Source organism: [Clostridium] clostridioforme AGR2157 (assembly GCF_000424325.1).
In the GTDB taxonomy this organism is placed as follows: domain Bacteria; phylum Bacillota; class Clostridia; order Lachnospirales; family Lachnospiraceae; genus Enterocloster; species Enterocloster clostridioformis_A.
On record NZ_AUJR01000029.1, the window covers coordinates 1 to 25,730 of the forward strand.

Annotated in this window: 23 protein-coding genes and 1 pseudogene; 21 read left to right on the forward strand and 3 right to left on the reverse strand. The window is 54.1% G+C overall.

Annotated features, from left to right (window positions below; genetic code table 11):
• The 6 genes from G614_RS27430 to G614_RS0112960 form a co-directional block, all read left to right on the forward strand.
• The coding region (locus tag G614_RS27430) for a transposase (RefSeq protein WP_044917739.1) at positions 1-166 on the forward strand (166 nt) is incomplete at its 5' end.
• 225 nt (positions 167-391) lie between these two features.
• Positions 392-1,711, forward strand: a complete 1,320-nt coding sequence (locus tag G614_RS0112940; protein ID WP_027642281.1) for an aspartate kinase — start codon at positions 392-394, stop codon at positions 1,709-1,711.
• A 248-nt stretch (positions 1,712-1,959) separates the two neighbouring features.
• A complete protein-coding gene (pap, locus tag G614_RS0112945; RefSeq protein WP_027642282.1) occupies positions 1,960-3,462 on the forward strand; it encodes a polyphosphate:AMP phosphotransferase in 1,503 nt (500 codons plus the stop codon).
• On the forward strand, positions 3,459-4,700 hold the full coding sequence (locus G614_RS0112950) for an NAD(P)/FAD-dependent oxidoreductase (RefSeq protein ID WP_027642283.1): 1,242 nt from the start codon (positions 3,459-3,461) through the stop codon (positions 4,698-4,700). Before pap ends, G614_RS0112950 begins: the two co-directional genes overlap by 4 nt.
• An 87-nt stretch (positions 4,701-4,787) precedes the next feature.
• Positions 4,788-5,465 carry a (d)CMP kinase gene (gene cmk / locus G614_RS0112955; protein WP_027642284.1) on the forward strand — a complete coding sequence of 226 codons (678 nt, stop codon included), beginning with the start codon at positions 4,788-4,790 and terminating at the stop codon, positions 5,463-5,465.
• Between the two features lie 2 nt (positions 5,466-5,467).
• On the forward strand, positions 5,468-7,459 hold the full coding sequence (locus G614_RS0112960; RefSeq protein WP_027642285.1) for a bifunctional 4-hydroxy-3-methylbut-2-enyl diphosphate reductase/30S ribosomal protein S1: 1,992 nt from the start codon (positions 5,468-5,470) through the stop codon (positions 7,457-7,459).
• A 108-nt stretch (positions 7,460-7,567) separates the two neighbouring features.
• Here G614_RS0112960 and G614_RS0112965 read toward each other — a convergent pair.
• Positions 7,568-7,915: pseudogene (locus G614_RS0112965) on the reverse strand (ATP-binding protein); the annotation flags it as partial.
• A gap of 8 nt (positions 7,916-7,923) precedes the next feature.
• Entirely contained in the window at positions 7,924-8,652 is a 729-nt protein-coding gene (locus G614_RS0112970) for a LytR/AlgR family response regulator transcription factor (protein ID WP_027642287.1), read from the reverse strand.
• Between the two features lie 224 nt (positions 8,653-8,876).
• Between G614_RS0112970 and G614_RS0112975 the strand changes: the two genes are divergently transcribed.
• The 15 genes from G614_RS0112975 to G614_RS0113045 all read left to right on the forward strand — a co-directional run bounded on the left by G614_RS0112975 (position 8,877) and on the right by G614_RS0113045 (position 24,146).
• On the forward strand, positions 8,877-9,089 hold the full coding sequence (locus G614_RS0112975) for a small, acid-soluble spore protein, alpha/beta type (RefSeq protein WP_002567278.1): 213 nt from the start codon (positions 8,877-8,879) through the stop codon (positions 9,087-9,089).
• A 55-nt stretch (positions 9,090-9,144) separates the two neighbouring features.
• Positions 9,145-10,284, forward strand: a complete 1,140-nt coding sequence (locus G614_RS0112980) for a cobalt-precorrin 5A hydrolase (RefSeq protein WP_027642288.1) — start codon at positions 9,145-9,147, stop codon at positions 10,282-10,284.
• 66 nt (positions 10,285-10,350) lie between these two features.
• The gene (gene cbiD / locus G614_RS0112985) at positions 10,351-11,553 is read left to right on the forward strand and encodes a cobalt-precorrin-5B (C(1))-methyltransferase CbiD (RefSeq protein WP_027642289.1); all 1,203 of its coding nucleotides are present in this window, start codon (positions 10,351-10,353) and stop codon (positions 11,551-11,553) included.
• 13 nt (positions 11,554-11,566) lie between these two features.
• Positions 11,567-13,081 carry a precorrin-4 C(11)-methyltransferase gene (gene cobM, locus G614_RS0112990; protein ID WP_027642290.1) on the forward strand — a complete coding sequence of 505 codons (1,515 nt, stop codon included), beginning with the start codon at positions 11,567-11,569 and terminating at the stop codon, positions 13,079-13,081.
• Positions 13,068-13,889, forward strand: a complete 822-nt coding sequence (cobK, locus tag G614_RS0112995; RefSeq protein WP_027642291.1) for a precorrin-6A reductase — start codon at positions 13,068-13,070, stop codon at positions 13,887-13,889. The genes cobM and cobK overlap by 14 nt, the downstream gene beginning before the upstream one ends.
• Positions 13,861-15,180, forward strand: coding sequence for a bifunctional cobalt-precorrin-7 (C(5))-methyltransferase/cobalt-precorrin-6B (C(15))-methyltransferase (locus tag G614_RS0113000; RefSeq protein ID WP_027642292.1), 1,320 nt, complete (start codon positions 13,861-13,863; stop codon positions 15,178-15,180). Before cobK ends, G614_RS0113000 begins: the two co-directional genes overlap by 29 nt.
• A complete protein-coding gene (locus G614_RS0113005) occupies positions 15,165-16,712 on the forward strand; it encodes a cobyrinate/hydrogenobyrinate a,c-diamide synthase (RefSeq protein WP_027642293.1) in 1,548 nt (515 codons plus the stop codon). The genes G614_RS0113000 and G614_RS0113005 overlap by 16 nt, the downstream gene beginning before the upstream one ends.
• Complete coding sequence (cobT, locus tag G614_RS0113010) at positions 16,709-17,767, forward strand: nicotinate-nucleotide--dimethylbenzimidazole phosphoribosyltransferase (RefSeq protein WP_027642294.1); 1,059 nt, start codon at positions 16,709-16,711, stop codon at positions 17,765-17,767. Before G614_RS0113005 ends, cobT begins: the two co-directional genes overlap by 4 nt.
• A gap of 39 nt (positions 17,768-17,806) precedes the next feature.
• On the forward strand, positions 17,807-18,451 hold the full coding sequence (locus G614_RS0113015; RefSeq protein ID WP_027642295.1) for a bifunctional adenosylcobinamide kinase/adenosylcobinamide-phosphate guanylyltransferase: 645 nt from the start codon (positions 17,807-17,809) through the stop codon (positions 18,449-18,451).
• On the forward strand, positions 18,448-19,281 hold the full coding sequence (locus tag G614_RS0113020; protein ID WP_027642296.1) for an adenosylcobinamide-GDP ribazoletransferase: 834 nt from the start codon (positions 18,448-18,450) through the stop codon (positions 19,279-19,281). The genes G614_RS0113015 and G614_RS0113020 overlap by 4 nt, the downstream gene beginning before the upstream one ends.
• Positions 19,282-19,283: 2 nt before the next feature.
• Positions 19,284-19,703, forward strand: coding sequence for a bifunctional adenosylcobinamide kinase/adenosylcobinamide-phosphate guanylyltransferase (locus G614_RS0113025; RefSeq protein ID WP_027642297.1), 420 nt, complete (start codon positions 19,284-19,286; stop codon positions 19,701-19,703).
• A 14-nt stretch (positions 19,704-19,717) separates the two neighbouring features.
• Positions 19,718-20,716 (forward strand): adenosylcobinamide-phosphate synthase CbiB, encoded by a 999-nt coding sequence (gene cbiB, locus G614_RS0113030; protein WP_027642298.1) that lies wholly within the window; start codon positions 19,718-19,720, stop codon positions 20,714-20,716.
• A 55-nt stretch (positions 20,717-20,771) separates the two neighbouring features.
• The gene (locus tag G614_RS0113035) at positions 20,772-21,896 is read left to right on the forward strand and encodes a pyridoxal phosphate-dependent aminotransferase (protein ID WP_027642299.1); all 1,125 of its coding nucleotides are present in this window, start codon (positions 20,772-20,774) and stop codon (positions 21,894-21,896) included.
• On the forward strand, positions 21,869-23,533 hold the full coding sequence (locus tag G614_RS0113040; protein ID WP_027642300.1) for a cobyric acid synthase: 1,665 nt from the start codon (positions 21,869-21,871) through the stop codon (positions 23,531-23,533). Before G614_RS0113035 ends, G614_RS0113040 begins: the two co-directional genes overlap by 28 nt.
• On the forward strand, positions 23,490-24,146 hold the full coding sequence (locus G614_RS0113045) for a precorrin-8X methylmutase (RefSeq protein ID WP_027642301.1): 657 nt from the start codon (positions 23,490-23,492) through the stop codon (positions 24,144-24,146). Before G614_RS0113040 ends, G614_RS0113045 begins: the two co-directional genes overlap by 44 nt.
• Before the next feature lie 36 nt (positions 24,147-24,182).
• Here G614_RS0113045 and G614_RS0113050 read toward each other — a convergent pair whose 3' ends face one another.
• On the reverse strand, positions 24,183-25,589 hold the full coding sequence (locus G614_RS0113050; RefSeq protein ID WP_027642302.1) for an amidophosphoribosyltransferase: 1,407 nt from the start codon (positions 25,587-25,589) through the stop codon (positions 24,183-24,185).
• Positions 25,590-25,730 lie beyond the last annotated feature (141 nt).

Sequence of the window (25,730 nt, forward strand, 5' to 3'; positions counted from 1 at the left end):
GGAAGAATTCCCGAAGTTGAAAAAGAAATATTGGGGACAGCATATATGGGGAAGAGGATATTTTTGCGGAACGGTAGGGGAAGTAGATCAAAAAATGATAGAAGAATATATAGAGAAGCAGGGAAAAGAAGAAGGCTACGATAATTTTTCGATAGGAGAAGAATGACTACTTCAGTAGGGCTTTAGTAGACTACAGTCTAAGAAGAAAGGGCTTCAGCCCTGCTGTGAGTTCAGTCGCAAAAGCAGGGGCTTTAGCCCCCACTGCGACTTTCAGTCGCTTAACGGCGGCCTTTAGGCCGCATCAACCCACCGGCTTTAGCCGGTGGTAGTTGAGTTTATGAAATACGTTCCATATCCGGCGCATAGCAAAGAAACAAGGGAGACAGACAAGATGAAAAAAGTGGTGAAGTTCGGCGGAAGTTCATTGGCCAGTGCAAGACAGTTTAAGAAAGTAGCGGATATCATTAAATCGGATAAGTCCAGAAGATACGTGGTTCCTTCCGCGCCAGGCAAGCGAAGCGACAAGGATGAGAAGGTGACGGACCTGCTCTATGCCTGTTACGACGCAGTGACAGAAGGAAGGTCCTATAAGAAAATCCTGGAGAAGATTAAGAGCAGGTATATGGATATCATCGACGGCCTGGATTTAAACCTGAACCTGGACCACGAATTTGACAGGATAGAGGAGAATTTTCTGGCAAAGGCAGGCAGGGATTACGCTGCTTCCCGCGGGGAATACTTAAACGGCATCGTGGCAGCCCACTTCCTGGGATTTGAATTTGTGGATGCGGCGGAAGTCATTTTCTTTGATGAAAACGGAAATTTTGAGTCAGATCACACCAACCGGGAGCTGTCCGAGCGCCTGGAGCATGTGGAAAAGGCTGTCATCCCTGGTTTTTATGGTTCCAAGCCGGACGGGACCATCAAAACATTTTCCAGAGGCGGTTCAGATGTTACAGGATCCATTGTGGCCAAGGCCATTCACGCAGATATGTACGAGAACTGGACAGACGTATCCGGTGTTCTGGTGACAGACCCCAGAATCGTGGAGAATCCGGAAGTCATTGAGACCATTACATACAAGGAACTGAGGGAACTTTCATACATGGGAGCCAGCGTCCTTCACGAGGACGCCATTTTCCCGGTGCGCAAGGAAGGCATCCCCATCAATATCAGGAACACTAACCGTCCTGAGGACAAGGGAACCCTTATTGTGGAGAGCACCTGCCGCAAGCCGCGTTACACCATCACCGGCATTGCAGGCAAGAAGGGATTCTGCTCCATCAACATAGAAAAGGCCATGATGAATGCCGAGGTTGGTTTTGGGAGAAAGGTGCTCAGCGTGTTTGAGCAGTACGGCATCTCCTTTGAGCACATGCCCTCCGGCATCGACACCATGACCGTCTATGTGCACCAGTCGGAATTCGAGGAGTTTGAGCAGTCCGTCATAGCCGGAATCCACAGGGCTGTGGAGCCGGACACAGTGGAACTGGAGTCAGACCTGGCGCTGATTGCAGTGGTGGGACGGGGCATGCGTTCCACCAGAGGAACAGCCGGCCGCATCTTTTCCGCCCTGGCCCATGCAAGAGTCAATGTGAAGATGATCGACCAGGGATCCAGTGAGTGGAACATCATCATCGGCGTGGAGAACGATGATTTTGAGACGGCAATCAGGGCCATCTATGATATATTCGTGACCACGGAACTGTAGGAAGTCTGCTTATTGTATAGTACACAAGAAGCTTCGCGGGGAATGATTTCTCTGCGGGGCTTTTTCTGAGGTGAGGCAGAGCGGGCTTCCTCTGTCCGGGTTTCCTCTGTCCGGGTTTCCCCTGTCCGGGTTTCCCCTGTCCGGGTTTCCCCTGTCCCGCCTTCCCCTGCCCAATTTTTCATTTTATTATAGTTGAAAGTGTGATATACTGGATAAAATAGTAAACAGGAAGAGAAGGAGGGGGTCATATGCTTGAAAAGATTGATTTAAGTAAAAAAGTTGACAAGAAGACTTACCGCAGGGTCATGGACGAGGCGGAAGAGAAGCTGGGGCTTTTGCAGAGAGAGTGTAAGGATGCGGGAATTCCGGTCATTCTGGTGTTTGAGGGAATGGGAGCTGCCGGCAAGGGAGTGCAGATTAACCGGCTCATACAGGCCCTGGATCCCAGGGGCTTTGATGTCTATGCCTGCGACCGCCCCACGGAGGACGAGCAGATGCGGCCCTTTCTGTGGCGCTACTGGACAAAGACGCCTGCAAAGGGCAGAATCGCTGTCTTTGACCGATCCTGGTACCGCAGTGTCCAGGTGGACCGTTTTGACGGCCTTACCCCGGAGGATAAGCTTGGGGATGCGTACCAGGATATCCTGTCCTTTGAGAAACAGCTGTGCGATGACGGCACTGTCATCATGAAGTTTTTCCTGTATATAGACAAGGATGAGCAGAAGAAGCGTTTTAAGAAGCTGGAGGGGTCCAAGGAGACCTCCTGGCGGGTGACGGACGAGGACTGGAACAGGAATAAGGACTTTGACCGGTATCTGAAGATGAATGAGGAGATGCTGGAGAAAACAGATACAGACTATGCGCCCTGGGTCATCATAGAAGCAGTGGACAAGGATTATGCCGCCCTTAAAATCGTCAGCTCGGTTATGGACCGCCTGGAATATGAGCTGGAGCACCGCAGGCCGGAAGACGAAAAAACGGCGCAGAGGCAGGAAGCCAAGACCAGGGAGCGGTTTAAGAACGGCGTGCTCTCCGGCATCGACCTCTCAAAGAGCCTTACGGAGGAGGAGTATAAGACCCGCTTGAAAAAGCTTCAGAAGCGTCTGGCAGAGCTTCACAGCGAACTTTACCGTCTCAGGATTCCGGTTGTCATCGGTTTTGAGGGCTGGGATGCCGGAGGTAAGGGAGGAGCCATCAAACGTCTGACCAGCAATCTGGACCCCAGAGGATACAGGGTGAATCCAACGGCGGCCCCCAATGACATTGAGAAGGTACACCACTATCTGTGGCGATTCTGGAACAATGTGCCAAAGGCAGGCCACATCGCCATCTTTGACCGCACCTGGTATGGAAGGGTCATGGTGGAGCGGATTGAAGAATTCTGTTCGGAAGCCCAGTGGAGACGGGCCTACCAGGAAATCAACGAGATGGAATCCCATATGGCCAATGCCGGAGCAGTGGTTCTTAAATTCTGGCTCCACATTGATAAGGATGAGCAGGAGCGCAGGTTCAGGGAACGCCAGGCCAATCCTGCCAAGCAGTGGAAGATTACGGACGAGGACTGGCGCAACCGTGAGAAATGGGACCAGTATGAGGAAGCGGTCAACGAGATGCTCATACGCACTTCCACCACCTATGCCCCATGGATTGTGGTGGAGGGCAATGACAAACGATATGCCAGGGTAAAGGTCCTCCAGACTGTGGTGGATGCCCTGGAAAAGAAAATAAAGGAAGTAAAGACAGACAAATGAGTGAGACGAACCATGTAATTGTAATTGGCGCAGGGGCGGCCGGCATGCTGGCCGCCATAGCTGCAGCCAGGGAAGGCGCTGCCGTGGAGCTGTGGGAACAGAACGAAAAGCCGGGTAAAAAGCTGTTCATCACAGGCAAGGGCCGGTGTAATGTGACCAATGCCTGCGATATGGAGGAGCTGCTCGGCTCGGTGGTAAGCAATTCCAAATTCCTGTACAGCAGTTTTTACGGTTTTACAAACAAGGACATGATGGATTTGCTGGAACAGGCAGGGCTTCGCCTGAAGGTGGAGCGGGGAAACCGGGTATTTCCCCAGTCCGACAAGTCGTCAGACGTCATCAGCACCCTGTCCGGCCTTTTGAGACAGGCAGGAGTCAAGGTGCGCCTGAATCAGAAGGCGGACGGGCTGGCGGTGGAGGACGGCGTGTGTAAGGGCGTACGGTGCGGCGGCAGGATACAGGCAGCCGACCGTGTCATCGTGGCTACCGGCGGCCTGTCCTATCCCACCACCGGATCCACCGGGGACGGCCTTAAATGGGCTGTGGACAGCGGCCACAGACTTACGGAGCTGTCGCCGGCCCTGGTTCCCTTTGAGGTAAAGGAGACAGAGACCGTTAAGGAGCTGCAGGGCCTTTCCCTTAAAAATGTGGAGGCGGCTGTATATGACGGAAAAAGGGAGCTGTACAGGGAGTTTGGAGAAATGCTGTTCACCCATTTCGGGGTCAGCGGACCCGTGCTCTTAAGCGCCAGCTCCTTCTGCGCCAAGGCCATAAGGAAGAAGCCCCTGCGCCTGGTGATTGATTTGAAGCCGGCCTTGTCATGGGAACAGCTGGACGAGCGCATCCTCAGGGATTTTTCAGACAGCAGGAACAGGCAGTTTAAGAACGCCCTGAGCCGCCTCTATCCGGCAAAGCTGATTCCGGTTATCATTGCCCTCAGCGGAGTGGACCCGGATAAGAAGGTGAATGAGGTCACCAGGGAGGAACGGCGCGGACTGGCAGAGGCAACCAAGGCCCTGGAGTTTACCCTGACCGGGCTCAGAGGCTATAAGGAAGCCATCATAACCCAGGGCGGCATATCCGTAAAGGACGTAAATCCCTCCACCATGGAGTCCAAGAAAGTCCGGGGCCTGTATTTTGCGGGGGAGATATTGGATTTGGACGCAGTGACAGGCGGCTTTAACCTTCAGATTGCATGGTCCACGGGCTGGGCGGCCGGAAAGGCTGCGGCGTCATAGCGCCGGGAACACCGGGGATGCCTGGCTCGGCAGAATACATGAGTACAATAAAATTACATGAACACAGGACAGGAGAGAATGCAACACATGGAGTATTTCAATATTGCCATTGATGGTCCGGCAGGCGCCGGTAAAAGCACCATCGCGAAGCTGGCTGCTGAAAAGCTGGGATTTGTATATGTGGATACGGGAGCCATGTACCGTTCCATGGCCCTGTATTTTATCAGGCAGGGCATATCGCCGGAGGATGAGGAGGCCATAGCCAGGGCCTGCTCTCAGGTGGAGGTCACCATCCGCTATGCGGACGGAGCCCAGCAGGTCATTTTAAACGGAGAGGATGTATCAGGACTGATTCGGTCAGAGGAAGTGGGACGCATGGCGTCCGCCACGTCTGTGTACGGGCCTGTCAGGCAGAAACTGGTTCAGCTCCAGAAGCAGCTGGCCAGGGAGGCGGATGTAATCATGGACGGCCGGGATATCGGCACCTGCGTGCTGCCGGACGCTCCGGCTAAGATTTACCTGACTGCCTCTGTGGAAATCCGCGCCAGACGCCGCTTCAGGGAGCTGGAGGAAAAGGGGGAGGCCTGCGATATCAGGGAAATCGAGAAGGATATAGAGGAGAGGGACTACCGGGACATGCACCGGGAGAACTCGCCTTTAAGGCAGGCGGAAGACGCGGTGCTCCTGGATTCCTCCCACATGACCATCGACCAGGCAGTGGATTCCATCATACGCATAGCCAGGGAGCGGGGGTATGAGGGATAGCCATGGACAGGAAAGTCACAGTAGCAAAGAGCGCCGGCTTCTGCTTTGGCGTGGAACGTGCAGTGGACCAGGTCTATGAACAGATCGAAGCCCTGAAGAGCAAAAAGGCATCCGGCCCCATCTACACCTACGGCCCCATTATCCACAATGAGGAAGTGGTAAAGGATTTGTCGGATAAGGGTGTTATGGTTCTGGAGACAGAGGATGAGCTGAGAGCGCTTCCCAAAAACCAGGGAACGGTCATCATCCGGTCCCACGGCGTCAGCAGGCATGTGTATGAGATCTTGAAGGAGCGGAACGTGGCCATCGTGGATGCCACCTGTCCCTTTGTGAAGAAAATACACCGCATTGTGGCGGAGCACTCCGCGGCCGGGGAGGCAGTGGTAATCATCGGAAGCCCGGACCATCCTGAGGTGGAAGGAATTAAGGGATGGGGGAATGAACATACTACGGTTATAAAGGATGGGGAGGGGGTAGACAGCTACCGCCTGCCCGAGGGCCGAAAGTTATGTATCGTGTGCCAAACGACATTTAATTACAACAAATTTAAAGAATTAGTTGAAAAATTTTTAAAAAAGGGTTATGATAGTAGTGTTTTAAATACGATTTGCAATGCAACACAGGAAAGACAAGTGGAGGCAGCAAGAATTGCTTCGCAGGTGGACGCTATGATTGTGATTGGCGGCAGGCATTCTTCCAACACCCAGAAGCTTTACGAGATATGCCTCAAGGAGTGTAAAGACACTTTTTACATTCAGACACTCGGCGATTTAGATCCTGACAGTGTATCTTCTGTGCGCAGCGTAGGTATTACAGCTGGGGCATCCACCCCAAGAAAAATTATTGAGGAGGTTCATACCAGAATGGCAGAGCAGAGTTTTGCAGAGTTATTAAAGGAAGAGGAAGAATCAACCAAACCAATACGTACAGGAGAGATAGTCACCGGTCAGGTCATCGAAGTCAGCAAAGATGAGATAATACTGAGTATTGCAGGTAATAAGTCCGAGGGAGTTATCACCCGTGACGAATACAGCAACGACAGCAACGTGGATTTGACCACAAAAGTACAGATTGGTGAAGAGATGGAGGCCAAGGTCATTAAGCTTAATGACGGCGTAGGCATGGTTTCCTTATCCTATAAGCGTATGGCAGCTGACAGAGGCAATAAGCGTCTTGAAGAGGCATTTGAGAATCAGGAGGTTCTGACGGCAAAGGTAGCACAGGTATTAGACGGCGGCTTAAGCGTTGAGGTTGAGGGCGCAAGGGTATTCATTCCGGCCAGCCTTGTATCTGACAGCTATGAGAAGGACCTGTCCAAGTATGCAGGTCAGAATGTTGATTTTGTTATCACAGAATTCAATCCTAAGAGAAGAAGAATCATCGGCGACAGGAAACAGCTTCTGGTTGCACAGAAGGCGAAGCTGAAAGAAGAACTGTTCGCAAGAATCCAGCCAGGCGATACCGTTGACGGAACAGTTAAGAACGTAACTGACTTCGGCGCGTTCATTGATTTGGGCGGTGCAGACGGACTTCTTCATATTTCCGAGATGAGCTGGGGCCGTGTTGAGAATCCTAAGAAGGTATTCAAGGCAGGCGACCAGGTAAGGGTACTGATTAAGGATATCCAGGGAGAGAAGATTGCCCTGAGCCTTAAGTTCCCTGAGGCTAATCCATGGGTCAATGCAGCTGACAAGTACGCGGTTGGCAACGTGGTATACGGCCGTGTGGCACGTATGACTGATTTCGGCGCTTTTGTTGAGCTGGAGCCAGGTGTGGACGCACTGCTTCATGTATCCCAGATTTCCAGGGAGCATGTTGAAAAGCCTGCTGATGTTTTAAGGATTGGCCAGGAGATTGAGGCTAAGGTAGTAGACTTTAACGAGGCTGACCACAAAATCAGCTTAAGCATCAAGGCCATGCTGGCACCTGCTGCACAGGATGCGGATGTGGCTGACGTGGACATTGATGCCATGTCACAGTACACAGAAGCATAAGATTTGAATTTATGAGGACTGGTTATGGGCTTTGGCCCATAGCCGGTTTTTTTGATGCTTAATTGCCTTTAATCTCCATATCAGCTTGTGATTGTGCCTGGTTCCGTGCTATACTGGAACAAAAACGTTGCTGTAATCGAATTTCAATATGCCGTGATACCGTTCCGCCAGATACCGCACAGAGGTGGTGCCGGTTCCCATATCCTCCCGTTTGGATGAGAGGAAACGTCCGTCCTTCATCCGTATGAGATGGGAATAGGTGTTCTGTATGGAAAGGGCAATCATGGATTCGCCGGCCTGACCGATGTTGATGGTGATGGAGGGCGTTCCCTGGGTCTGCCTTTGACATGCCTCCACTGCGTTGGAGAGAAGGTTGCCCAGGATGGTGCAGAAGTCTATCTCCGGGACAGGAAGGCTCTGAGGCAGGGAAATGGAAGAATTCACCGCGTTTCCCTGGGACCTCATCAGATGCCTCCGTTTAGTTTGGAGAACTGGTAATCTGCATACTGCTGATGAATCTGCGACCGCATGGTCCTGGTAATAGGCAGATGTTCTCCGGTTGTCAAAATAAACTCTGATTTCTCTATGGAGAAAACCTTGTCCATGTTGATGATGCAATTCCGGTAGCAGCATATGAACTGGGTGTAGATAAGGAGCATACCGGAAAAATCTTCAAACCGCATATAAGTGCGGACCGTCTTGTCGGGAAGATGGATTTGTATGTAGTGGTTTGAATAATCTGTGTAAAGGATAGAGTCAACGGGAATCTTAAGCATGATGCGGCTTTCCTTTACCTCTATATAATGACTCTGCTTCCTGCGGGATACAGACATAAAATACTCCATGGTATGGCTGAACTTCTCATAGCGGATGGGCTTTACCATGTAATCCAGAGCCCGGACCTCATATCCCTTCAGGGCAAAATCCGTACTGCTGGTGGTGAACACGATGGTACAGGAATCATCATCCTTACGGACCTTTTCAGCGATTCGGATGCCGGAAGTCTCATTCCGGAGAAAAATATCTAAGAATATAAGGTCAAAGCTGCCCCTTTCCCAGCAGCGAAGGAAATCGGCGGCAGTATTGAAGATGGTCGTCTGCTGGCAGGTATGTGTGTCAGAACAATAGGTAGATATAAAGCCGGCTAACTGACGAGCCTCATCTATCGAGTCGTCGATGACTGCAATGTTCACGGTGCCCTTCCTTTCTTTTGTATATCAACAGGGTAACAAAAGCCATATAAATTATCCTGTGACGGTACGTTATGAAACAATCCATATAGGTTCAGTATAATATACAACAAATTAAATTGCAAGGGCAATTGGAATAAGTTGTAAGAGCGGTATAGGCAGGCCCCTGCCTGGGTATAATCCATTTGTACTTATTTTGTATCAGCAAGAAAGGAGCAAGAACCTACATGGGAAAGTCTAAGAAGAATGAGGCATTTGATCCCCATAACCTGAGTGCACAGGACCAGCTTAAGTTTGAGATTGCCCAGGAACTGGGGTTGGACGCAAAGGTCATGGAGGGCGGATGGAGAAGCCTGACAGCCAAGGAAAGCGGCAAGATAGGGGGCCTTATCACAAAGCGCAAACGGGAACTTAAGAAAGAGGCATTGCAGCAGGAATGATTTTCCGATATACTGTTTTATATCTGTAATCAGGAATGATACAAAGGAGACGGGAATGAAGATAGGAATGATCTGTTTTACGGCAAGAGGCGCCGGAATATGCCGCCTGCTGTGCCGCCGGTTCAGGGATACAGGAACAGAGTGCCAAGGATATGTGCCGCGGCGCTTCTGGAAGCCGGAATGGGAGGCGGAGGGTATCCTGCCTCAGGACAATTCCCTTTCGGAATGGACCGGATCCATGTTTGGACAGAAGAGGGCGCTGGTGTTCATCGGCGCGGCCGGTATTGCAGTCAGGGCTATTGCGCCCTTTGTCCGGGATAAGATGACAGACCCTCCTGTGGTGGCGGCTGATGAAGCCGGGCATTTCTGTATCCCCCTGTTGTCAGGCCATGTGGGGGGAGCCAATGAGCTGGCTGAAAGGATGGCGGGCTGGCTTCAGGGCATACCGGTCATAACCACGGCAACGGATGTCAACGGTGTATTTGCGGTGGATGTCTTTGCAGCCCGCAGCGGTCTTTGCATAACAGACAGAAAAGAGGCCAAAGAGATTTCTGCCTGGCTGCTGGATGGCGGGAAGGTGGGTTTTTTCTGTGACGCGGAGTGCCATGGGGCGGAGAGCGCGTCCGGCGCCGGGTCTTGGAGAAACTGGATTTCAGACAGAGAAACAGGAATCTTTGGGGAGGGCGCCAAGGGCATATGCAGACATAATATATGCATGAATAGCGTGTGCAGGCATAACATATGGATTACATTCCGAAACAGTGAAAGGCCTTCCTTCCTTCGCCTGGTTCCAAAGATGGTTGTGGTGGGCGTGGGCTGCAGGAAGGGAACCCCGCCGGATGTCCTGGAACGCCGTGTCCTGGAAGCGCTGGAGGATAGTGGCATTGACCCGGCGGCGGTAAAGGCATTGTCCACCATTGACATTAAGGCCAAAGAGGCAGCGGTGTCGCAGCTGGCCGGCAGGTACGGGTGGGAGCTTCGTACATTTACATCCGGGGAACTGCTGGCTGTGGAAGGAGAGTTTGAGGAATCCGAGTTTGTAAGATCCACGGTGGGCGTGGGCAATGTCTGCGAAAGGTCCTGTACGGCCGGGGGAGGAATCCTTCTGATACATAAGCGGGCCGGAGAAGGGGTGACGGTGGCGGCAGCCATAGAGCCGGTTGCAGGAGCCGGTCACAGGGAAATTAGACATTGAGAAATGCAGTTGGATATGATATACTTTTCCATAGTTTAAGTCAGATGTTGGACAGCAGGTGGGACTATGGCAGATTCGTACATCTATAAGAATCAGAAAAAATTGAGATGGGGATACACCACAGGTACTTGTGCGGCAGCGGCTTCCTTGGCAGCTGCCGTTATGTTGTTGCAGGGCAGGAGAATGGAGCAGGTATCCCTGACAACGCCAAAGGGAGTCCGTCTGGACCTGGAGGTGGAGGAAATGGATACGGGGGAGAACCGTGTATCCTGCGGTGTCAGAAAGGATGCAGGCGACGACCCGGATGTGACGGACGGGCTTATGGTGTATTCACAGGTCCGGCTGCCGGATGCGGACAGCGTTGATGTCAGCGGTGCCGGTGGGGATTATGTGTATGAGAAGGACGGATTACGGCTGAATTTATCCGGAGGAGTGGGAGTGGGAAGGGTAACTCAGTGCGGTTTGAGCTGCGAAGTGGGAAAGGCGGCCATTAACCCGGTTCCCAGGCAGATGATATTTGAACAGGTGGCCGGTGTGTGCCGGGAATCCGGTTTTAAGGGTGTGCTTTCCATTGAAATCCGTGTACCGGGAGCTTTTAAGGTGGCGGATAAGACCTTTAACAGCCGTCTGGGAATCCAGGGAGGCATATCCATACTGGGGACCAGCGGAATGGTGGAGCCCATGAGCGAGACAGCGCTTCTTGACACCATACGGCTGGAGCTGAGGCAGAGGATACGTAAGGGGGAGAAGAACCTCCTGGTGACACCGGGAAATTACGGTGAGAACTTTGTAGGCAATGTACTTGGTCTTGGCCTGGGACAGGCTGTGAAATGCAGCAACTTCATAGGCAGTACCATTGACATGGCGGTGGAAGAAGGTGCTGAGTCCATACTGCTCATAGGCCATGGCGGTAAGCTAATCAAACTGGCAGCCGGTATCATGAATACCCATTCCTCCTGGGCGGATGGGAGAATGGAAATCCTGGCAGCCCACGGAGCTGCCTGCGGCGCGAAAAGAGAGCTGGTGGAACAGATTCTGGAAGCAGTGACCGTGGATGAGGGGCTGCGCCTTCTGGAGACAGAGGATGGCCTGCGTGAACAGGTGATGAAGCGGGTGATGGGGCGGCTGGAACAGCATATGAAACGGCGGGCCGGTGAACGTCTGAGGGCAGAGGCCATTGTATTTACCAATGAACGCGGAATACTGGGCGCAACCACCGGCGCAGATGATTTGCTTATGTTTTTTACGGACAGAATGAGGAATAGATGAAAGGCGGAATGAGATGATACATATAGTAGGAGCAGGTCCGGGCGCAGTTGATTTGATTACGGTCAGGGGAAAGAGACTCTTGTCAGAGGCAGATGTGGTCATATATGCGGGTTCCCTGGTCAGCCGGGAGCTTTTAGACTGGGTCAGGCAGGATGCCAGGATTTATGACAGCGCCTCCATGGACCTGGAGCAGGTCATGGAAGTGATGGAACAGGCGGAACGGGACGGTCTTACCACGGTGCGCCTTCATACCGGGGATCCCTGCCTCTACGGTGCCATACGGGAACAGATGGACGGTCTGGATGCTAGGGGGATAGGTTATGATATATGTCCCGGGGTCAGCTCCTTCTGCGGAGCCGCCGCAGCGCTTGGGATGGAGTATACCCTGCCCGGCATCAGCCAGAGTGTAGTCATAACCAGGATGGCCGGTAGGACACCTGTGCCGGAACGGGAATCCATAGGGAAATTTGCTGCCCACGGCAGCACCATGGTGATATTCCTGAGCGCCGGCATGACGGGAGAATTGTCAGAGGAGCTGATGAAGGGCGGATATCCGGGGGATACGCCCGCAGCCATTGTATATAAGGCAACCTGGCCGGACCAGAAGGTGGTCCGGTGTACGGTAGCTGCCTTAAAGGAGACGGCAGACAGGGAAGGAATCCATAAGACCGCGCTTATTGTGGTGGGAAATACCGTGGCCCAGACCGGCTATGAGCGATCAAAGCTTTACGACCCCGCCTTTACCACCGGATTCCGTGTGGGCCGTGAAGATATCCAGAGGAAACAGGAGCCCGGAACACTCTATGTGGTGGGGATGGGACCAGGAGAAAAAAAGCAGATGACGGGACAGGCCCTGGAAGTGATGGAGCAGTGCCAGGTCATAGCCGGTTACACGGTCTATGTGGACCTGGTAAGGGGATTGTTCCCCCAAAAGGAATTTTTGACCACTGCCATGACCAGGGAAGAGGAACGGTGCCGGAAGGCGTTTGAATGCTGTATGGAGGGAAAGAATACAGCCATGATATGCAGCGGGGACGCAGGGGTTTATGGAATGGCGGGCCTCATACTGGAACTGGCAAAGCAGTATCCCGGCGTCAGCGTCAGGACAGTGCCGGGAATCACGGCTGCCTGCGCGGGGGCGGCGGTTCTGGGAGCCCCGCTGATGCACGATTTTGCTGTCATAAGCTTAAGCGACCGGCTTACGCCCCTGGAGGTCATATGGAACCGGGTAGAGGCCGCGGCCCAGGCGGATTTTGTCATATGTCTGTACAACCCGGCCAGCAAGGGACGGCCTGACTATTTCAGGCAGGCGTGCAGCCGTATTCTTAAGTACAGGGCAGGGCATACCGTGTGCGGGCTGGCTGTGAACATCGGCAGGGAAGGGGAAGGGACGGAGGTCCTTACCCTGGAGGAGCTGAAGGAACGCCGGGTGGACATGTTCACCACGGTCTACATCGGCAATTCCCATACCAGGCAGATTGGCCCCTATATGGTCACGCCGAGAGGTTACAGGTATGAAGGAAATTAAGAGGAGTATCATACTGTTTGCAGGGACCACGGAGGGGAGGCTGCTGGCTGAATATCTTCAGGAGCTTAACCGACCCTTTGTAATCTGTGTGGCTACCGGATATGGAAGGGATTTGCTGGAGGATATATGCAGGCCGGACCATGACGGATGCATGGAGATACGCCAGGGGCGTCTTAATGTTACGGAAATGGAGCGGATGTTTGATAAGCTGCGGCCGGAACTGGTCATTGACGCCACCCATCCATATGCGGTGGAAGTAACCCGAAACATAAGAATTGCCTGTTCCAAAAGAAAGGGCCTGCGGCTTATAAGGTGCCTGCGTGAACCGGGGGCCGGGGACAGCCGGCCGGGAGTAATCCATATGCCGGATGTGGAGGCGGCAGTCACATGGCTGTCCTCTGTGACGGGAAATATTCTGGTGACCACGGGCAGCAAGGAGCTGGCCGCGTACACAAGAATAAGGGATTATGAGCAGAGGATTTATGCCAGGGTCCTGCCCTCGGCGGAGGCCGTGGCCCAGTGCAGGAGTCTGGGATTTGAGGGCCGCCATATCATCGCCATGCAGGGACCTTTTTCAGAGGAAATGAATCTGGTACAGCTCAGGGAATACGGATGCGCTTATCTGGTGACCAAGGACGGCGGCGCAGCCGGAGGCTTTTCGGAAAAGATAAAGGCAGCGCACAGGGCCGGTGCTGCGGCAGTGGTGATTGACCGGCCGGGCAGCGGGGAAGGCATATCCCTGGATGAGATAAAGGGACAGCTAAAGGAGTGGATGGAACATGAAAAGAAAGGAAGCATATATGGATGATTTAAGGCCAATCGTATATCTGGTGGGCATAGGAATGGGGGGAGAGGACCAGCTGACGGGCCGGGCAATGGATTGCCTGGAGGCGGCCCAGGTGGTGATGGGGGCGGACCGGATGCTGGACAGCGTCAGCGCGTACACCGATAAGAAGCGGGTATTTTCAGCCTATAAGCCCAGTGAGATGGTACAGTGGCTGGGCAGCTTCCGGTGGGATGAGGCAGCCCTGGTGCTGTCAGGAGACACCGGCTTTTACAGCGGGGCTGAGGCGGCGGCCAAGGCATTTGTGCGGGAGGGATGGGACGTGGAATTTGTTCCGGGTGTGTCCAGCCTGTCCTATTTCTGCGCCAGGCTGGGAAAGAGCTGGCAGAATGTCCATCCGGTCAGCAGCCATGGACGGGACTGCGATGTGGCTGCCCATATCCGCAGCTTCAAGAGCTGCTTTATCCTGCTGGGCGGAGCCGGCAGCGTGCCGGATTTGTGCCGCCAGCTGGTCAGCAGCGGAATGAGCAACGTGACCATATGGGCCGGAGAAAATTTTTCATACGAGGATGAACGCATTGCTTGGGAAATGACTCCTGCCGAGCTTTTAATGGAGGATGAGCGCCTTCCCTTTGGCAGCCTGGCCTGTGTACTGGTGGAGAATACAGAGGCGGCGGAAGGACAGCTTTATCCCCAGCCCGGTCCCGAGGATCACGACTATATCCGGGGCCAGGTGCCTATGACAAAAAAGGAGGTACGGAGGATATCCCTTGAGAAGCTGTGTATCGGCACCCAGGCCGTGTGCTATGATATCGGGGCCGGCACCGGCTCCGTGGCGGTGGAGATGGGAATGGAGATACGCAAGCGGGGCGGCAGCGGCCAGGTGTATGCCATTGAGCGGAACCGGGAAGCCCTGCAGCTGATTGAATCCAACTGCCAGAAGTTCCACGGAAGCTGGATGGGATTTCACATTGTGGAAGGCGAGGCGCCTGAGGCCATGAAGGGACTGGAACCGCCCACCCACGCATTCATCGGCGGAAGCGGCGGCCGTATGCGTGAAATCGTGGCAGCCCTTCTTGACGCCAATCCCCATGTGAGAATCGTGGCCAATGCCATTACACTGGAGACAGTGGGCGAGATTCTGGCGTGTATGAAGGAATTTGAATTTGCCACAGGAGAGATAACCCAGGTATGGGCGGCCCCCGTGGATGCGGTGGGAAGCTACCATATGCCAAAGGCGCAGAACCCGGTATATGTGGCGGTCATGCAGGACCCAAAAGACGACGGGGGAGATATACAATGGCAGGAGTTATGATAGCGGCTCCGGGAAGCGGCAGCGGGAAGACCATGGTAACCTGCGGCCTGCTGACCCTTCTTAAGAGAAAGGGATATAATCCGGCTGCATTTAAGTGCGGACCGGACTACATTGACGGCCTGTTCCACCGCAGGGTGCTGGGAGTGGAAAATGGCAACCTGGACAGCTTTTTTGAGACCGGGACACATATGAGACAGAAGCTGTCCCGGAGCATGGAACACCATTTTGTGGTGGCAGAAGGTGTCATGGGATATTTTGACGGTCTGGGGGGCGTGTCCGTTCAGGGGAGTTCCTTTGAGATTGGAAGTATTCTTGAACTTCCGGCCATTCTGGTGGTGGATGGAAGAGGAGCCAGCTTATCGCTGATGGCTTTGATTCAGGGATTTTTGGAGTATGATATGATGGCGGAAACAGATAGTGAGAAAAAAGCTCACAAAGCACATGGAGGTATTTGCGGAAACTCAGGCTGCCGTGGGAACAGTGATAAAGAAAATAACATAAAGGGCATCTTTTTCAACCGCATGTCCCCCATGATATATAACCGCCTAAAACCCATGGTGGAGGAACGGTTTCAGATTCCGGTCATAGGATATTTGCCTGAACTGAAATTCCTTCAGGTGGGAAGCCGTCATCTGGGGCTGGTGCTTCCGGATGAGATAGATGGAATCAGGGAGCAGCTGGAACAGCTGGCCGACCGGATGGATGACAATTTGGAGTGGGAACCGCTTTTGAGGATTGCTGCTGACGCAGGCGGCTGTGACAGGGCGGTACTGGTCCGGGCAGAGGCATGCTTCGTCGGGAAGCCGTGGAACGGGCCGGGAACTGAGTCCAAAACTGGAACCGTACCGCATTTTCGTCTGGGAATTGCCAGGGATGAGGCATTTTGCTTTTATTATGAGGACAACCTAAGGGCCATGGAACAGGCTGGAGCCGAGCTTGTATATTTTAGCCCGCTCCATCAGAAGGAACTGCCGGAGGGACTGGACGGGCTGATACTGGGGGGCGGTTATCCTGAAAACCATGGGGAGGCTCTGGCGGCGAACAGGACCATGCGGGATTCGGTGGCGGCAGCGGCCGCATCCGGGATGCCCATTCTGGCAGAGTGCGGGGGGTACCTCTATCTGCTGGACAGTCTGGAGGGGGATGGCGGAAAGGAATATCCCATGGCAGGTGTTTTGAGGGGCCATGGATACAGGGCCGGAAAAACCGGCAGGTTTGGATACATAACCCTGCGGCCCAATCGCAGCCTTCCCTTTCTTCAGGAAGGGGCAGAGATAAAAGGCCATGAATTTCATTACTGGGACTGCAGGTGCGGGGAGGATGAATTTTGCATGAGGGCTGTCAAGCCAAATGGCGGCCGTTACTGGCCCTGCATGAGAACAGCGAAACGGGTGATGGCCGGATTCCCCCACCTTTATTATCCTTCCTGCCCTGAACTGGTTCAAAGGTTTGCCGGACAGTGCGTGGAATATGGAAAGGAACATGGCGAGGAACACGACGAGGAACATGACGGAAAGGAACATGAGCTATGACATTGAAGGAAGCAATGAAGAGCATTAAGCCCGCCAGCCAGGCCCTCAGGCGTCAGGCAAAGCAGCGCTGGGATAAGGTGGCCAAGCCTTTGGGAAGCCTGGGAGTCCTGGAAGAGGATATCATACGCATAGCCGCTGCATCCGGCAGCCTGGCAGTCAGCCTGCATCCCAGGGCCATTGTGGTCATGTGTGGGGACAATGGCGTTGTAAAGGAAGGCGTGACCCAGACAGGACAGGAGGTTACCGCCATTGTGGCAGGAAACATGGCTCAGGGAAATTCATGTGTCTGCCTTATGGCCCGTCAGGCAGGGGCCGATGTGATTCCTGTGGATGTGGGTATGGCCTGCCATGACGCGGTTCCCGGCATGGTGAACCGGAAAGTGGCATATGGGACAAAGGACTTCCTGGAGGAACCTGCCATGACCAGGGAGGAAACAGTGAAGGCCATGGAGGCAGGAGCAGATATGGCCGCGGAACTGAAACAAAGGGGGTATGTGCTGGCCGGCTCCGGAGAAATGGGAATCGGCAATACCACTACCAGCAGCGCCCTTCTTTCCGTACTTCTGGATATGGACCCCGAACTGGTGACGGGCCGGGGGGCAGGTCTGACCACAGCCGGTTACAACCGCAAGGTGCAGGTCATAAGGGAAGGAATCCGTATCCGCAAGCCGTCCGGGAAGGATCCGGTGGACGCGCTGTCCAAAGTGGGCGGCCTGGATTTGGCGGCCCTGACCGGCTTTTATATTGGCTGCGCGGCCTGCGGCCTGCCGGTGGTGCTGGACGGACTCATAACAGGGGCAGCCGCTCTGGCTGCCGTCAGAATCTGCCCGGATGTAAAAGGATATCTGCTGGCCTCCCATATTTCAGCCGAGCCTGCCGGGGCAATGGTCCTTGATGCCCTTGGCCTTAAACCCGCCATTTCTGCGGGAATGTGTCTGGGGGAGGGCACCGGCGCAGCGGCCCTGTTTCCGCTTTTAGATATGGCGGCGGCTGTGTACACGCAGATGAGCAGCTTTGATGACATCCATATGGAAGCGTATGAGCATCTGGTGTGATTGGGATTAACATGATGACATGATGATAGGAGACCAAGGATGATTACTCTGGTGACAGGCGGAAGCGGCAGCGGAAAATCAGAATATGCAGAAGGGCTTATTCTGGATTCATCCTGTTCCCGCCGTTTTTATGTGGCTACCATGATTGCATATGGAAAAGAGGGAAGGGATAAGGTGGAGCGTCACCGTATGCTCCGAAAGGGAAAGGGGTTCATCACCATAGAAAAACCCTGGGATGTGGGAAGGGTGATGTTTGAAGAGTATGAGGCCGGTTCAGGCGCTTCATCCCGGACAGACCGGACCCTTTTGCTGGAGTGCGTATCCAACCTGGCGGCCAATGAGATGTTTAAGGAGGAGGGGACAGAGAAAACGGAAGCAGGAGAGCAGCAGGGCAGTCCGATCCAATACCTGTCCCATAAGATTGCGGGGGACATCATTTCCCTGGCCGGACAGGTTCGGGATATGGTGATTGTCACCAATGAAGTGGACCGGGATGGAATCTGTTACGGACCTGAGACAATGGAGTATATCCGTCTCATGGGCTGCTTGAATCAGAAGCTGGCCGCTGCCGCAGACCGGGTGGTGGAGGTGGTTTATGGCATTCCCGTGTTCTGGAAGCCTTCCTCCTCCGGACAGGCAGCGGTTGGGGTTGACTTGATAAGAAGGGAGTGTCAGGGAGAATGAACGGACTTTATTCCTGTATCATAGCGGTTTCCACGTATTCCAAGATACCCATGCCCAACGTGGAGTGGACCGAGGATCGTATGCGCTACGTTATGTGCTTTTTTCCTCTGGTAGGGATCGCGCAGGGAGCGGTTCTGGGCCTTTGGCTTTATCTTTCACTGGATGTGCTGAAGCTGTCCGTGGCCGCTGCGGCTCTCATTGGGGCAGCCGTTCCCCTGCTGGTAACCGGAGGGATTCATATGGACGGTTTTCTGGATACCATGGATGCCATTCATTCCTATGGTGACAGAAGCAGAAAGCTGGAGATTCTGAAAGACCCGCACCTGGGAGCCTTTGCGGTCATTTCCTTTGGCGTTTACATGATGCTCTATCTGGGTGTTTTTCTCGAGTACCTGTCTCTTGTCCTGAGGGTGGACATGGGGGACAGATATTTTCTTTACGCGGTTCCCTGCCTTGTGTTTGTGATGGAGCGGGCCTTCAGCGGCCTTTCCGTGGTCACATTTCCCCGGGCCAAAAAGCAGGGCCTGGCAGCCGGATTTGGCGGAGCAGCAAAAAAAAAGACGGATTCCCTGGTGCTGCTTCTGTGGATGCTTATTTGCCTGGGAACAGGCGCGGCAGCCGTTAAGATGGGCTGTCACGGGGCAGGTATACTGGCAGGAGTACTGCTTATGACCCACCTGGCCGTGTTTATATGGTATTACAGGATGTCTGTGAAACAGTTTGGCGGAGTGACGGGAGATTTGGCCGGATGCTTTTTGCAGGTATGCGAACTGGCCGGTCTGGCGGCAGCCACAGTCCTTTTAAAGGCAGGCTTGATGGGAGGAATGTAGGAATGATTTTGGTAACAGGAGGAAGTTCCCAGGGTAAGAGGGAGTTCGTCAGGCAGTACCTGGGGGGACAGGATACGGATGTATTTGTTTGGACAGAGGGCGCAGAGGCCTCCTGGGAGGAATTTATGGACGGCAGGTTCTGCCGTGATTTCCAGTTCTTTGTCAGGCGGGTGATGGAGGGCAGCGCAGTCCCTTGTGGCCATGAACGCAAGGGACCGGTCACGGAACAGCTTCTGGAGGAGCTGCTTGCCGGACCAAAGGACCGCGTCCTGGTGACAGACGAGACAGGCTGCGGCATCGTGCCCGCAGATGCGTTTGAACGCCTGTACCGGGAGGAGACGGGGCGGCTCTGCTGCCGGATTGCCGGGGAGGCAGAGGAAGTGTGGCGGGTGTGCTGCGGGATAGGGATGCGGATTAAATGACGAGGTAGGTAGACATGGACATTACGTGGCTGGATATATGGAAATTTCATGGTACGGCCCTGCTGGCGGGATGTGTGATTGACTGGATGATAGGGGATCCCTTATGGTTACCCCATCCGGTGCGCCTCATGGGAACCATGATTGCCGGAATGGAATCGCGGCTTAGAGGATGGACAGAGGGGACGGGAAAGAAAGGGCAGTCCCGGGCAGGGCTCATCCTCACCGCCTCCATGTGCATGATATGGTGGTGCGTTCCATGGGCAATCGTTCACGCGGCGGAGCATCTGTGGCTGACCGGGGCCTGGGCAGTGCTTCTGCTGGCAGAGGGATTCCTGTGCAGTCTCATGCTGGCAGCCAGGGGACTGTATACAGAAAGCATGAAGGTGTGCCGCAGCCTGGAGGCAGGGCGCACAGAGGCGGCCAGATACAATGTGTCCATGATTGTGGGAAGGGATACCTCGGTGCTGGATGAGGGCGGAATTGCCAGGGCAGCAGTGGAGACAGTGGCTGAAAATGCCTCTGACGGTGTCATTGCCCCCTTTTTGTTCATGGCTCTTCTGGGGCCGGCAGGAGGCACGCTGTACAAGGCCGTCAACACCATGGATTCCATGGTGGGATACAAAAATGACAGATACCTGTACTTCGGCCGCTGTGCAGCCAGGCTGGACGACCTGCTTAACCTGGCGCCGGCCAGGCTGACCGGTATCCTGATGGTCCTCGGTGCATGGGTCCTGCCGGGCATGGACGGGGCTCATGCCTGTAAGGTGTTACTTCGGGACAGGAAACGCCACGCCAGCCCTAATTCCGCCCACGGCGAGGCTGCCTGTGCAGGCGCCCTTCATCTGCGCCTGGCCGGGGATGCCTGGTATTTCGGAACCCTTCATAAAAAGCCATATATCGGGGATGACGACAGGGTAATAGAACCGGCGGACATAAGGCGTGCAAACCATCTCATGTTTTTTGCGGAGGGGATGATGGTTCTTGGGCTGGCTGTGCTGATTCTGCTTTTGTAATATCAGCCGGTAAGTTTTTGTATTATAGCTGTAAAAAGGGCATATGGAGGTTATTATGGAATATCAACACGGCGGGGACATATACAGCCAGGACATACAGATGGATTATTCTGCCAATATCAATCCCCTTGGCATGCCGGAGGCGGTCAGGCAGGCTCTGAGGGACTGTCTGGACAGGGAAGTCTGCAGCCTGTACCCGGACAGCCGGTGCAAAAAGCTGAGACAGGCCCTGGGCAGGCATCATGGGGTGGAGGATAAATGGATTATCTGCGGAAACGGGGCAGCTGACTTGATATTCGGCCTGGCGTCCGCCCTGCGTCCTGTACGCGGGCTGGTGACAGCCCCCGCCTTTTCCGAGTATGAGCAGGCATTGAGGTCGGTGGGATGCAGGACCGACTATTATTATCTCAGGGAGGATGCGGGATTTGCCCTGGACGCTGCGGGGATGTGCAGCCGTGTACAGGAGGCGGCAGAGAGGGGCGAGCCCTACGATGTGGTGTTCCTGTGCAATCCCAACAATCCCACAGGATTACCCGTAAAAAAGGAAGAAGTGGAGCAGCTGGCAGGTACCTGTGAGCGTCTGGGGGTTTATCTGGCAGTGGACGAATGTTTCTGCGATTTCCTGGATGATTCAAAAGCATATTCCGTCATACCCGTCCTGGCCCGGTTTAAGCATCTGTTTGTGCTTAAGGCATTTACAAAGCTGTATGCCATGGCCGGGTTACGGCTGGGTTACGGCCTGTGCAGTGACAGCGCCCTTCTGGAGCGGCTTCAGGAGGTCCGCCAGCCCTGGTCCGTGTCGGGCCCGGCCCAGTGCGCCGGCCTGGCGGCCCTTGGAGAGACGGATTTTGTGGAGCACACCAGAGCAGTGATTAAGGGGGAACGGGAGAGGCTTTCAGGCGCCCTCCAAAACCTGGGCTTTCAGGTATATCCCTCCCGGGCCAATTATCTGTTCTTTCGGGACCGGGAAGAGGACGGGATTTTGGAAAAAGGCCGGCTTTACCGGGAACTGCTGCGCCGCCGCATCCTGATTCGCAGCTGCGCCAATTATCCGGGGCTGGACTCATCCTTCTACCGTATCTGTGTTAAGCTGAGACAGGACAATGAACAGCTCATCCGGGAAATGGCCCGGGTGCTTGAGAGGAGGAAACCATGTCCGAACATACAAAGTCAATCATGATTCAGGGAACCATGTCCAACGCGGGAAAGAGCATCCTGGCAGCCGGGCTGTGCCGCATCTTTTACCAGGACGGCTACAGGACAGCGCCCTTTAAATCCCAGAACATGGCCCTTAATTCCTACATAACCCCTAAAGGGCTGGAGATGGGACGGGCCCAGGCCGTGCAGGCGGAGGCAGCGGGAATTGTCCCCGATGCGGACATGAATCCCATTCTATTAAAACCTACCACGGATGTGGGCAGCCAGGTTATCGTCCATGGGATTTCCAGGGGCAATATGAAGGCCAGGGATTATTTTGCCTGTAAGAAATCCCTGGTGCCGGATATCATGGCCTCCTACCGGCGGCTGGAGGAACAGTACGATGTCATCGTCATAGAGGGCGCCGGAAGTCCGGCTGAGATTAACCTGAAATCCGATGATATCGCGAACATGGGCATGGCGGAGATGGCGGACGCCCCGGTGCTTCTGGTGGGGGACATTGACAGGGGCGGCGTCTTTGCCCAGCTCTACGGCACGGTGGCCCTGCTGACAGAGGAGGAGAGGAAGCGTATAAAGGGATTAATCATCAACAAATTCAGGGGCGACAGATCCATACTGGAGCCCGGAATTTCCATGCTGGAGGATCTGTGCCATATACCGGTGGTGGGGGTGATACCTTACATGGATGTGGATATCGAGGATGAGGACAGTCTGAGCAGCCGGCTGAACACAGGAAACAGCAAAGCTCCTGCCGGGGTGGATTTGGCGGTGATTCGTTTTCCGCGCATATCCAATTTTACGGATTTTAATGTGTTTTCAGGAATCCCCGGGGTGTCACTGCGCTATGTGACAAAGGCTTGTGACCTTGGAAACCCTGACATGGTCATCCTTCCCGGTACAAAGAATACCATCCATGACCTGCTGTGGATGCGCCAGAACGGGCTGGAGGCGGCAATCCTTAAGCTGGCGGACCGCCAGGTGCCTGTGTGGGGAATCTGCGGAGGTTACCAGATGATGGGGGAGGTGCTGGAGGATGCAAAAGGGGTGGAGTCAGGCCTTCCTTCCCGGACAGCCGGAATGGGCCTGCTCCCCCTTAAGACGGAGTTTGAGGAAGAAAAGATAAGGACCCAGGTGGAAGGCGCCTTCGGTGAGCTGGACGGCTGCCTGGGCGGCCTGTCAGGAAAATCCATTGGGGGATATGAGATTCACATGGGCCGCACGTTTATTGACCGGGAAGAGGGGGCCGCTGACACGGCCAAAATCGTTTCCTGGCGCAGGGAACCGGAAATATGCCGCCCCATGGACTATGTGATGGAAACAGGAAAGGACAGGCTTTTATCCAGGAAGGCCAGGATGGATGGGTGGAACAGGGGAAATATCTACGGCACCTATGTCCATGGAATCTTTGACAGCCCCGGAATTGCCAGGACAGTGGCAGAGGCCCTGGCCGCGGCAAAGGGCCTCTGCCTGGAACAGGCGGCGGATATGGATTACAGCACTTACAGGCAGCAGCAGTATGATAAGCTGGCAGAATCGCTCAGGGAGAATCTGGACATGGAGGCCGTGTACAGAATTATGGGCATCAGCCGAAAAGGAAAAGGAGAGGAGAAGCCGGATGACGGATATACAGTTGGAACAGGTACTGCCGGGAGATATTGAGAGGCGCAGTTTTGAGATCATACAGGAGGAACTGTCCTTGCAGGGCATACATCCGGAGCCTGAAAATGAAATGGTTATCAAGCGGGCCATCCACACCACGGCGGATTTTGACTATGCACAAAACCTGTTATTTTCCGGTCAGGCTGTGAAAAAGGGGATGGAGGCATTAAAAGCCGGCGCTGTCATTGTCACGGATACCAATATGGGGCTGTCCGGGATCAATAAAAAAAGGCTGTCCGCCCTGGGCGGGGAAGCCTTCTGTTTCATGGCAGATGAGGATGTGGCGTTACAGGCAAAGGAACAGGGCACCACCAGGGCTGTGGCCAGCATGGAAAAGGCGGCCAGGCTCTATGGATTGCAGGGGCGTCCGCTGATTTTTGCCGTGGGCAATGCTCCCACGGCCCTGGTCCGCATTTATGAGCTAATAGAGGAAGGACTGGCCGCCCCCGCCCTTGTCATCGGCGTGCCGGTGGGATTCGTGAATGTGGTCCAGTCAAAGGAACTGATTCTGACCCTGGAGGATACGCCGTATATTGTGGCAAGGGGAAGAAAAGGCGGCAGCAATGTTGCCGCCGCCATCTGTAACGCGCTGTTATACCAGATTCCGGTGTAGTGCGCGGCTGAAAGCAGTTTTCAGACACGCCCCGGCCTATTTCCGGCCGCTCCAGCAGTAGGTGCAGAGCTTGCAGGGGGAGATGCCGATGGACTTCACCAGGTCATCCAGCCTGTGGTAACGAAGGGTGGTGAATCCCAGGCGCTTGCGGATTTCCTCAATCATCTCTTTGTAATTGGCGCTGTCCGGGTCCGTGTAAGTGTTTAACACATCGCGGGACACATTATCGCCCTCCCTGTCCCGGATGATGCGCCTGGTAATCAGGTCCAGCTCTGAGGTGGAACGGGAGAAATTAAGGTAGGGGCATCCGAACATAAGGGGAGGGCAGGCCGGACGTATATGCACTTCCTTTGCCCCGCTCTGGTACAGGAATTCCGTTGTCTCACCCAGCTGGGTGCCTCGAACTATAGAGTCGTCGATGAGCAGCAGCTTTTTGCCGCGGATCAGCGCGTCCACAGGAATCAGCTTCATGCGGGCGATCAGGTTTCTCTGGCCCTGGTTCTGGGGCATGAAGGAGCGGGGCCAGGTGGGGGTGTATTTGATGAAGGGACGGGCAAATGGAATGCCGGATTCATTGGCATACCCGATGGCGTGCGCGATGCCTGAGTCAGGCACGCCCGCAACCACCTGGGGCTGCGCGTCATCCCTCTTTGCCAGCAGCTTCCCGCACTCATAGCGCATGCTCTCCACATTGATGCCCTCGTAACTGGATGTGGGATAGCCGTAATATACCCACAGGAAGGAGCATATCTTCATTTCTTCCCTGGGAGGGCTGACCGTCTCCACGCTCTCAGGCGTCATATATACGATTTCGCCGGGCCCCAGTTCTTTGTAGTCCGTATATCCCAGATTGATGTAAGCAAAGCTTTCAAAGGAGGCGCAGTAGGCATCGTCCTTGTGCCCGATGACAATGGGGGTTCTTCCGAATTTATCCCTGGACGCATAGATTCCTTCCGGAGTCAGCAGCAGGATGGACATGGAGCCCTCTATCTTTTCCTGGGCATAAAGAAGACCCTCCACCAAGGTGGATTTCTGGTTGATGAGGGCAGCCGCCAGCTCCGTTGCATTGATGCGCCCGTGGCTCATTTCCATGAAATGGATATGGCCGTTTTCATAGGCTGAGGCCACCAGCTCTGCCTCGTTGTTGATTTTTCCCACTGTGATTATGGCAAAGCTGCCCAGGTGGGACTGAATCAGAAGGGGCTGGGGTTCGTTGTCGGAGATACATCCGATTCCCAATGTTCCCTCCAGCTCGTCCAAATCTCCGTCAAATTTCGTACGGAAGGGAGTGTTTTCAATATTGTGGATGGACCTTGTAAAGCCCTGGCTGCCGTATACGGCCATTCCGCCTCTCTTTGTCCCCAGATGGGAGTGATAATCCACTCCGAAAAACAAGTCCAGGGTACAGCTGTTTTTTGATGCAACACCAAATATTCCGCCCATATGTCATACCTCTTTTATCTATGTGTTTGTTTTATGCCTTCACGATTGATTACGGCTCTGTCTGCCGGTTACGGACTTATCATAACATATATTAGTAGTACAGGACAATATGATTGATATATTATTTATACTTATGAGAAA

Bases quoted from the DNA above. Each gene is read 5' to 3' on its own strand.
- G614_RS0112940 (WP_027642281.1), top strand. From the start codon at position 392: ATGAAAAAAGTGGTGAAGTTCGGCGGAAGTTCATTGGCCAGTGCAAGA.
- pap (WP_027642282.1), top strand. From the start codon at position 1,960: ATGCTTGAAAAGATTGATTTAAGTAAAAAAGTTGACAAGAAGACTTAC.
- G614_RS0112950 (WP_027642283.1), top strand. From the start codon at position 3,459: ATGAGTGAGACGAACCATGTAATTGTAATTGGCGCAGGGGCGGCCGGC.
- cmk (WP_027642284.1), top strand. From the start codon at position 4,788: ATGGAGTATTTCAATATTGCCATTGATGGTCCGGCAGGCGCCGGTAAA.
- G614_RS0112960 (WP_027642285.1), top strand. From the start codon at position 5,468: ATGGACAGGAAAGTCACAGTAGCAAAGAGCGCCGGCTTCTGCTTTGGC.
- G614_RS0112975 (WP_002567278.1), top strand. From the start codon at position 8,877: ATGGGAAAGTCTAAGAAGAATGAGGCATTTGATCCCCATAACCTGAGT.
- G614_RS0112980 (WP_027642288.1), top strand. From the start codon at position 9,145: ATGAAGATAGGAATGATCTGTTTTACGGCAAGAGGCGCCGGAATATGC.
- cbiD (WP_027642289.1), top strand. From the start codon at position 10,351: ATGGCAGATTCGTACATCTATAAGAATCAGAAAAAATTGAGATGGGGA.
- cobM (WP_027642290.1), top strand. From the start codon at position 11,567: ATGATACATATAGTAGGAGCAGGTCCGGGCGCAGTTGATTTGATTACG.
- cobK (WP_027642291.1), top strand. From the start codon at position 13,068: ATGAAGGAAATTAAGAGGAGTATCATACTGTTTGCAGGGACCACGGAG.
- G614_RS0113000 (WP_027642292.1), top strand. From the start codon at position 13,861: ATGAAAAGAAAGGAAGCATATATGGATGATTTAAGGCCAATCGTATAT.
- G614_RS0113005 (WP_027642293.1), top strand. From the start codon at position 15,165: ATGGCAGGAGTTATGATAGCGGCTCCGGGAAGCGGCAGCGGGAAGACC.
- cobT (WP_027642294.1), top strand. From the start codon at position 16,709: ATGACATTGAAGGAAGCAATGAAGAGCATTAAGCCCGCCAGCCAGGCC.
- G614_RS0113015 (WP_027642295.1), top strand. From the start codon at position 17,807: ATGATTACTCTGGTGACAGGCGGAAGCGGCAGCGGAAAATCAGAATAT.
- G614_RS0113020 (WP_027642296.1), top strand. From the start codon at position 18,448: ATGAACGGACTTTATTCCTGTATCATAGCGGTTTCCACGTATTCCAAG.
- G614_RS0113025 (WP_027642297.1), top strand. From the start codon at position 19,284: ATGATTTTGGTAACAGGAGGAAGTTCCCAGGGTAAGAGGGAGTTCGTC.
- cbiB (WP_027642298.1), top strand. From the start codon at position 19,718: ATGGACATTACGTGGCTGGATATATGGAAATTTCATGGTACGGCCCTG.
- G614_RS0113035 (WP_027642299.1), top strand. From the start codon at position 20,772: ATGGAATATCAACACGGCGGGGACATATACAGCCAGGACATACAGATG.
- G614_RS0113040 (WP_027642300.1), top strand. From the start codon at position 21,869: ATGTCCGAACATACAAAGTCAATCATGATTCAGGGAACCATGTCCAAC.
- G614_RS0113045 (WP_027642301.1), top strand. From the start codon at position 23,490: ATGACGGATATACAGTTGGAACAGGTACTGCCGGGAGATATTGAGAGG.
- G614_RS0113050 (WP_027642302.1), bottom strand. From the start codon at position 25,589: ATGGGCGGAATATTTGGTGTTGCATCAAAAAACAGCTGTACCCTGGAC.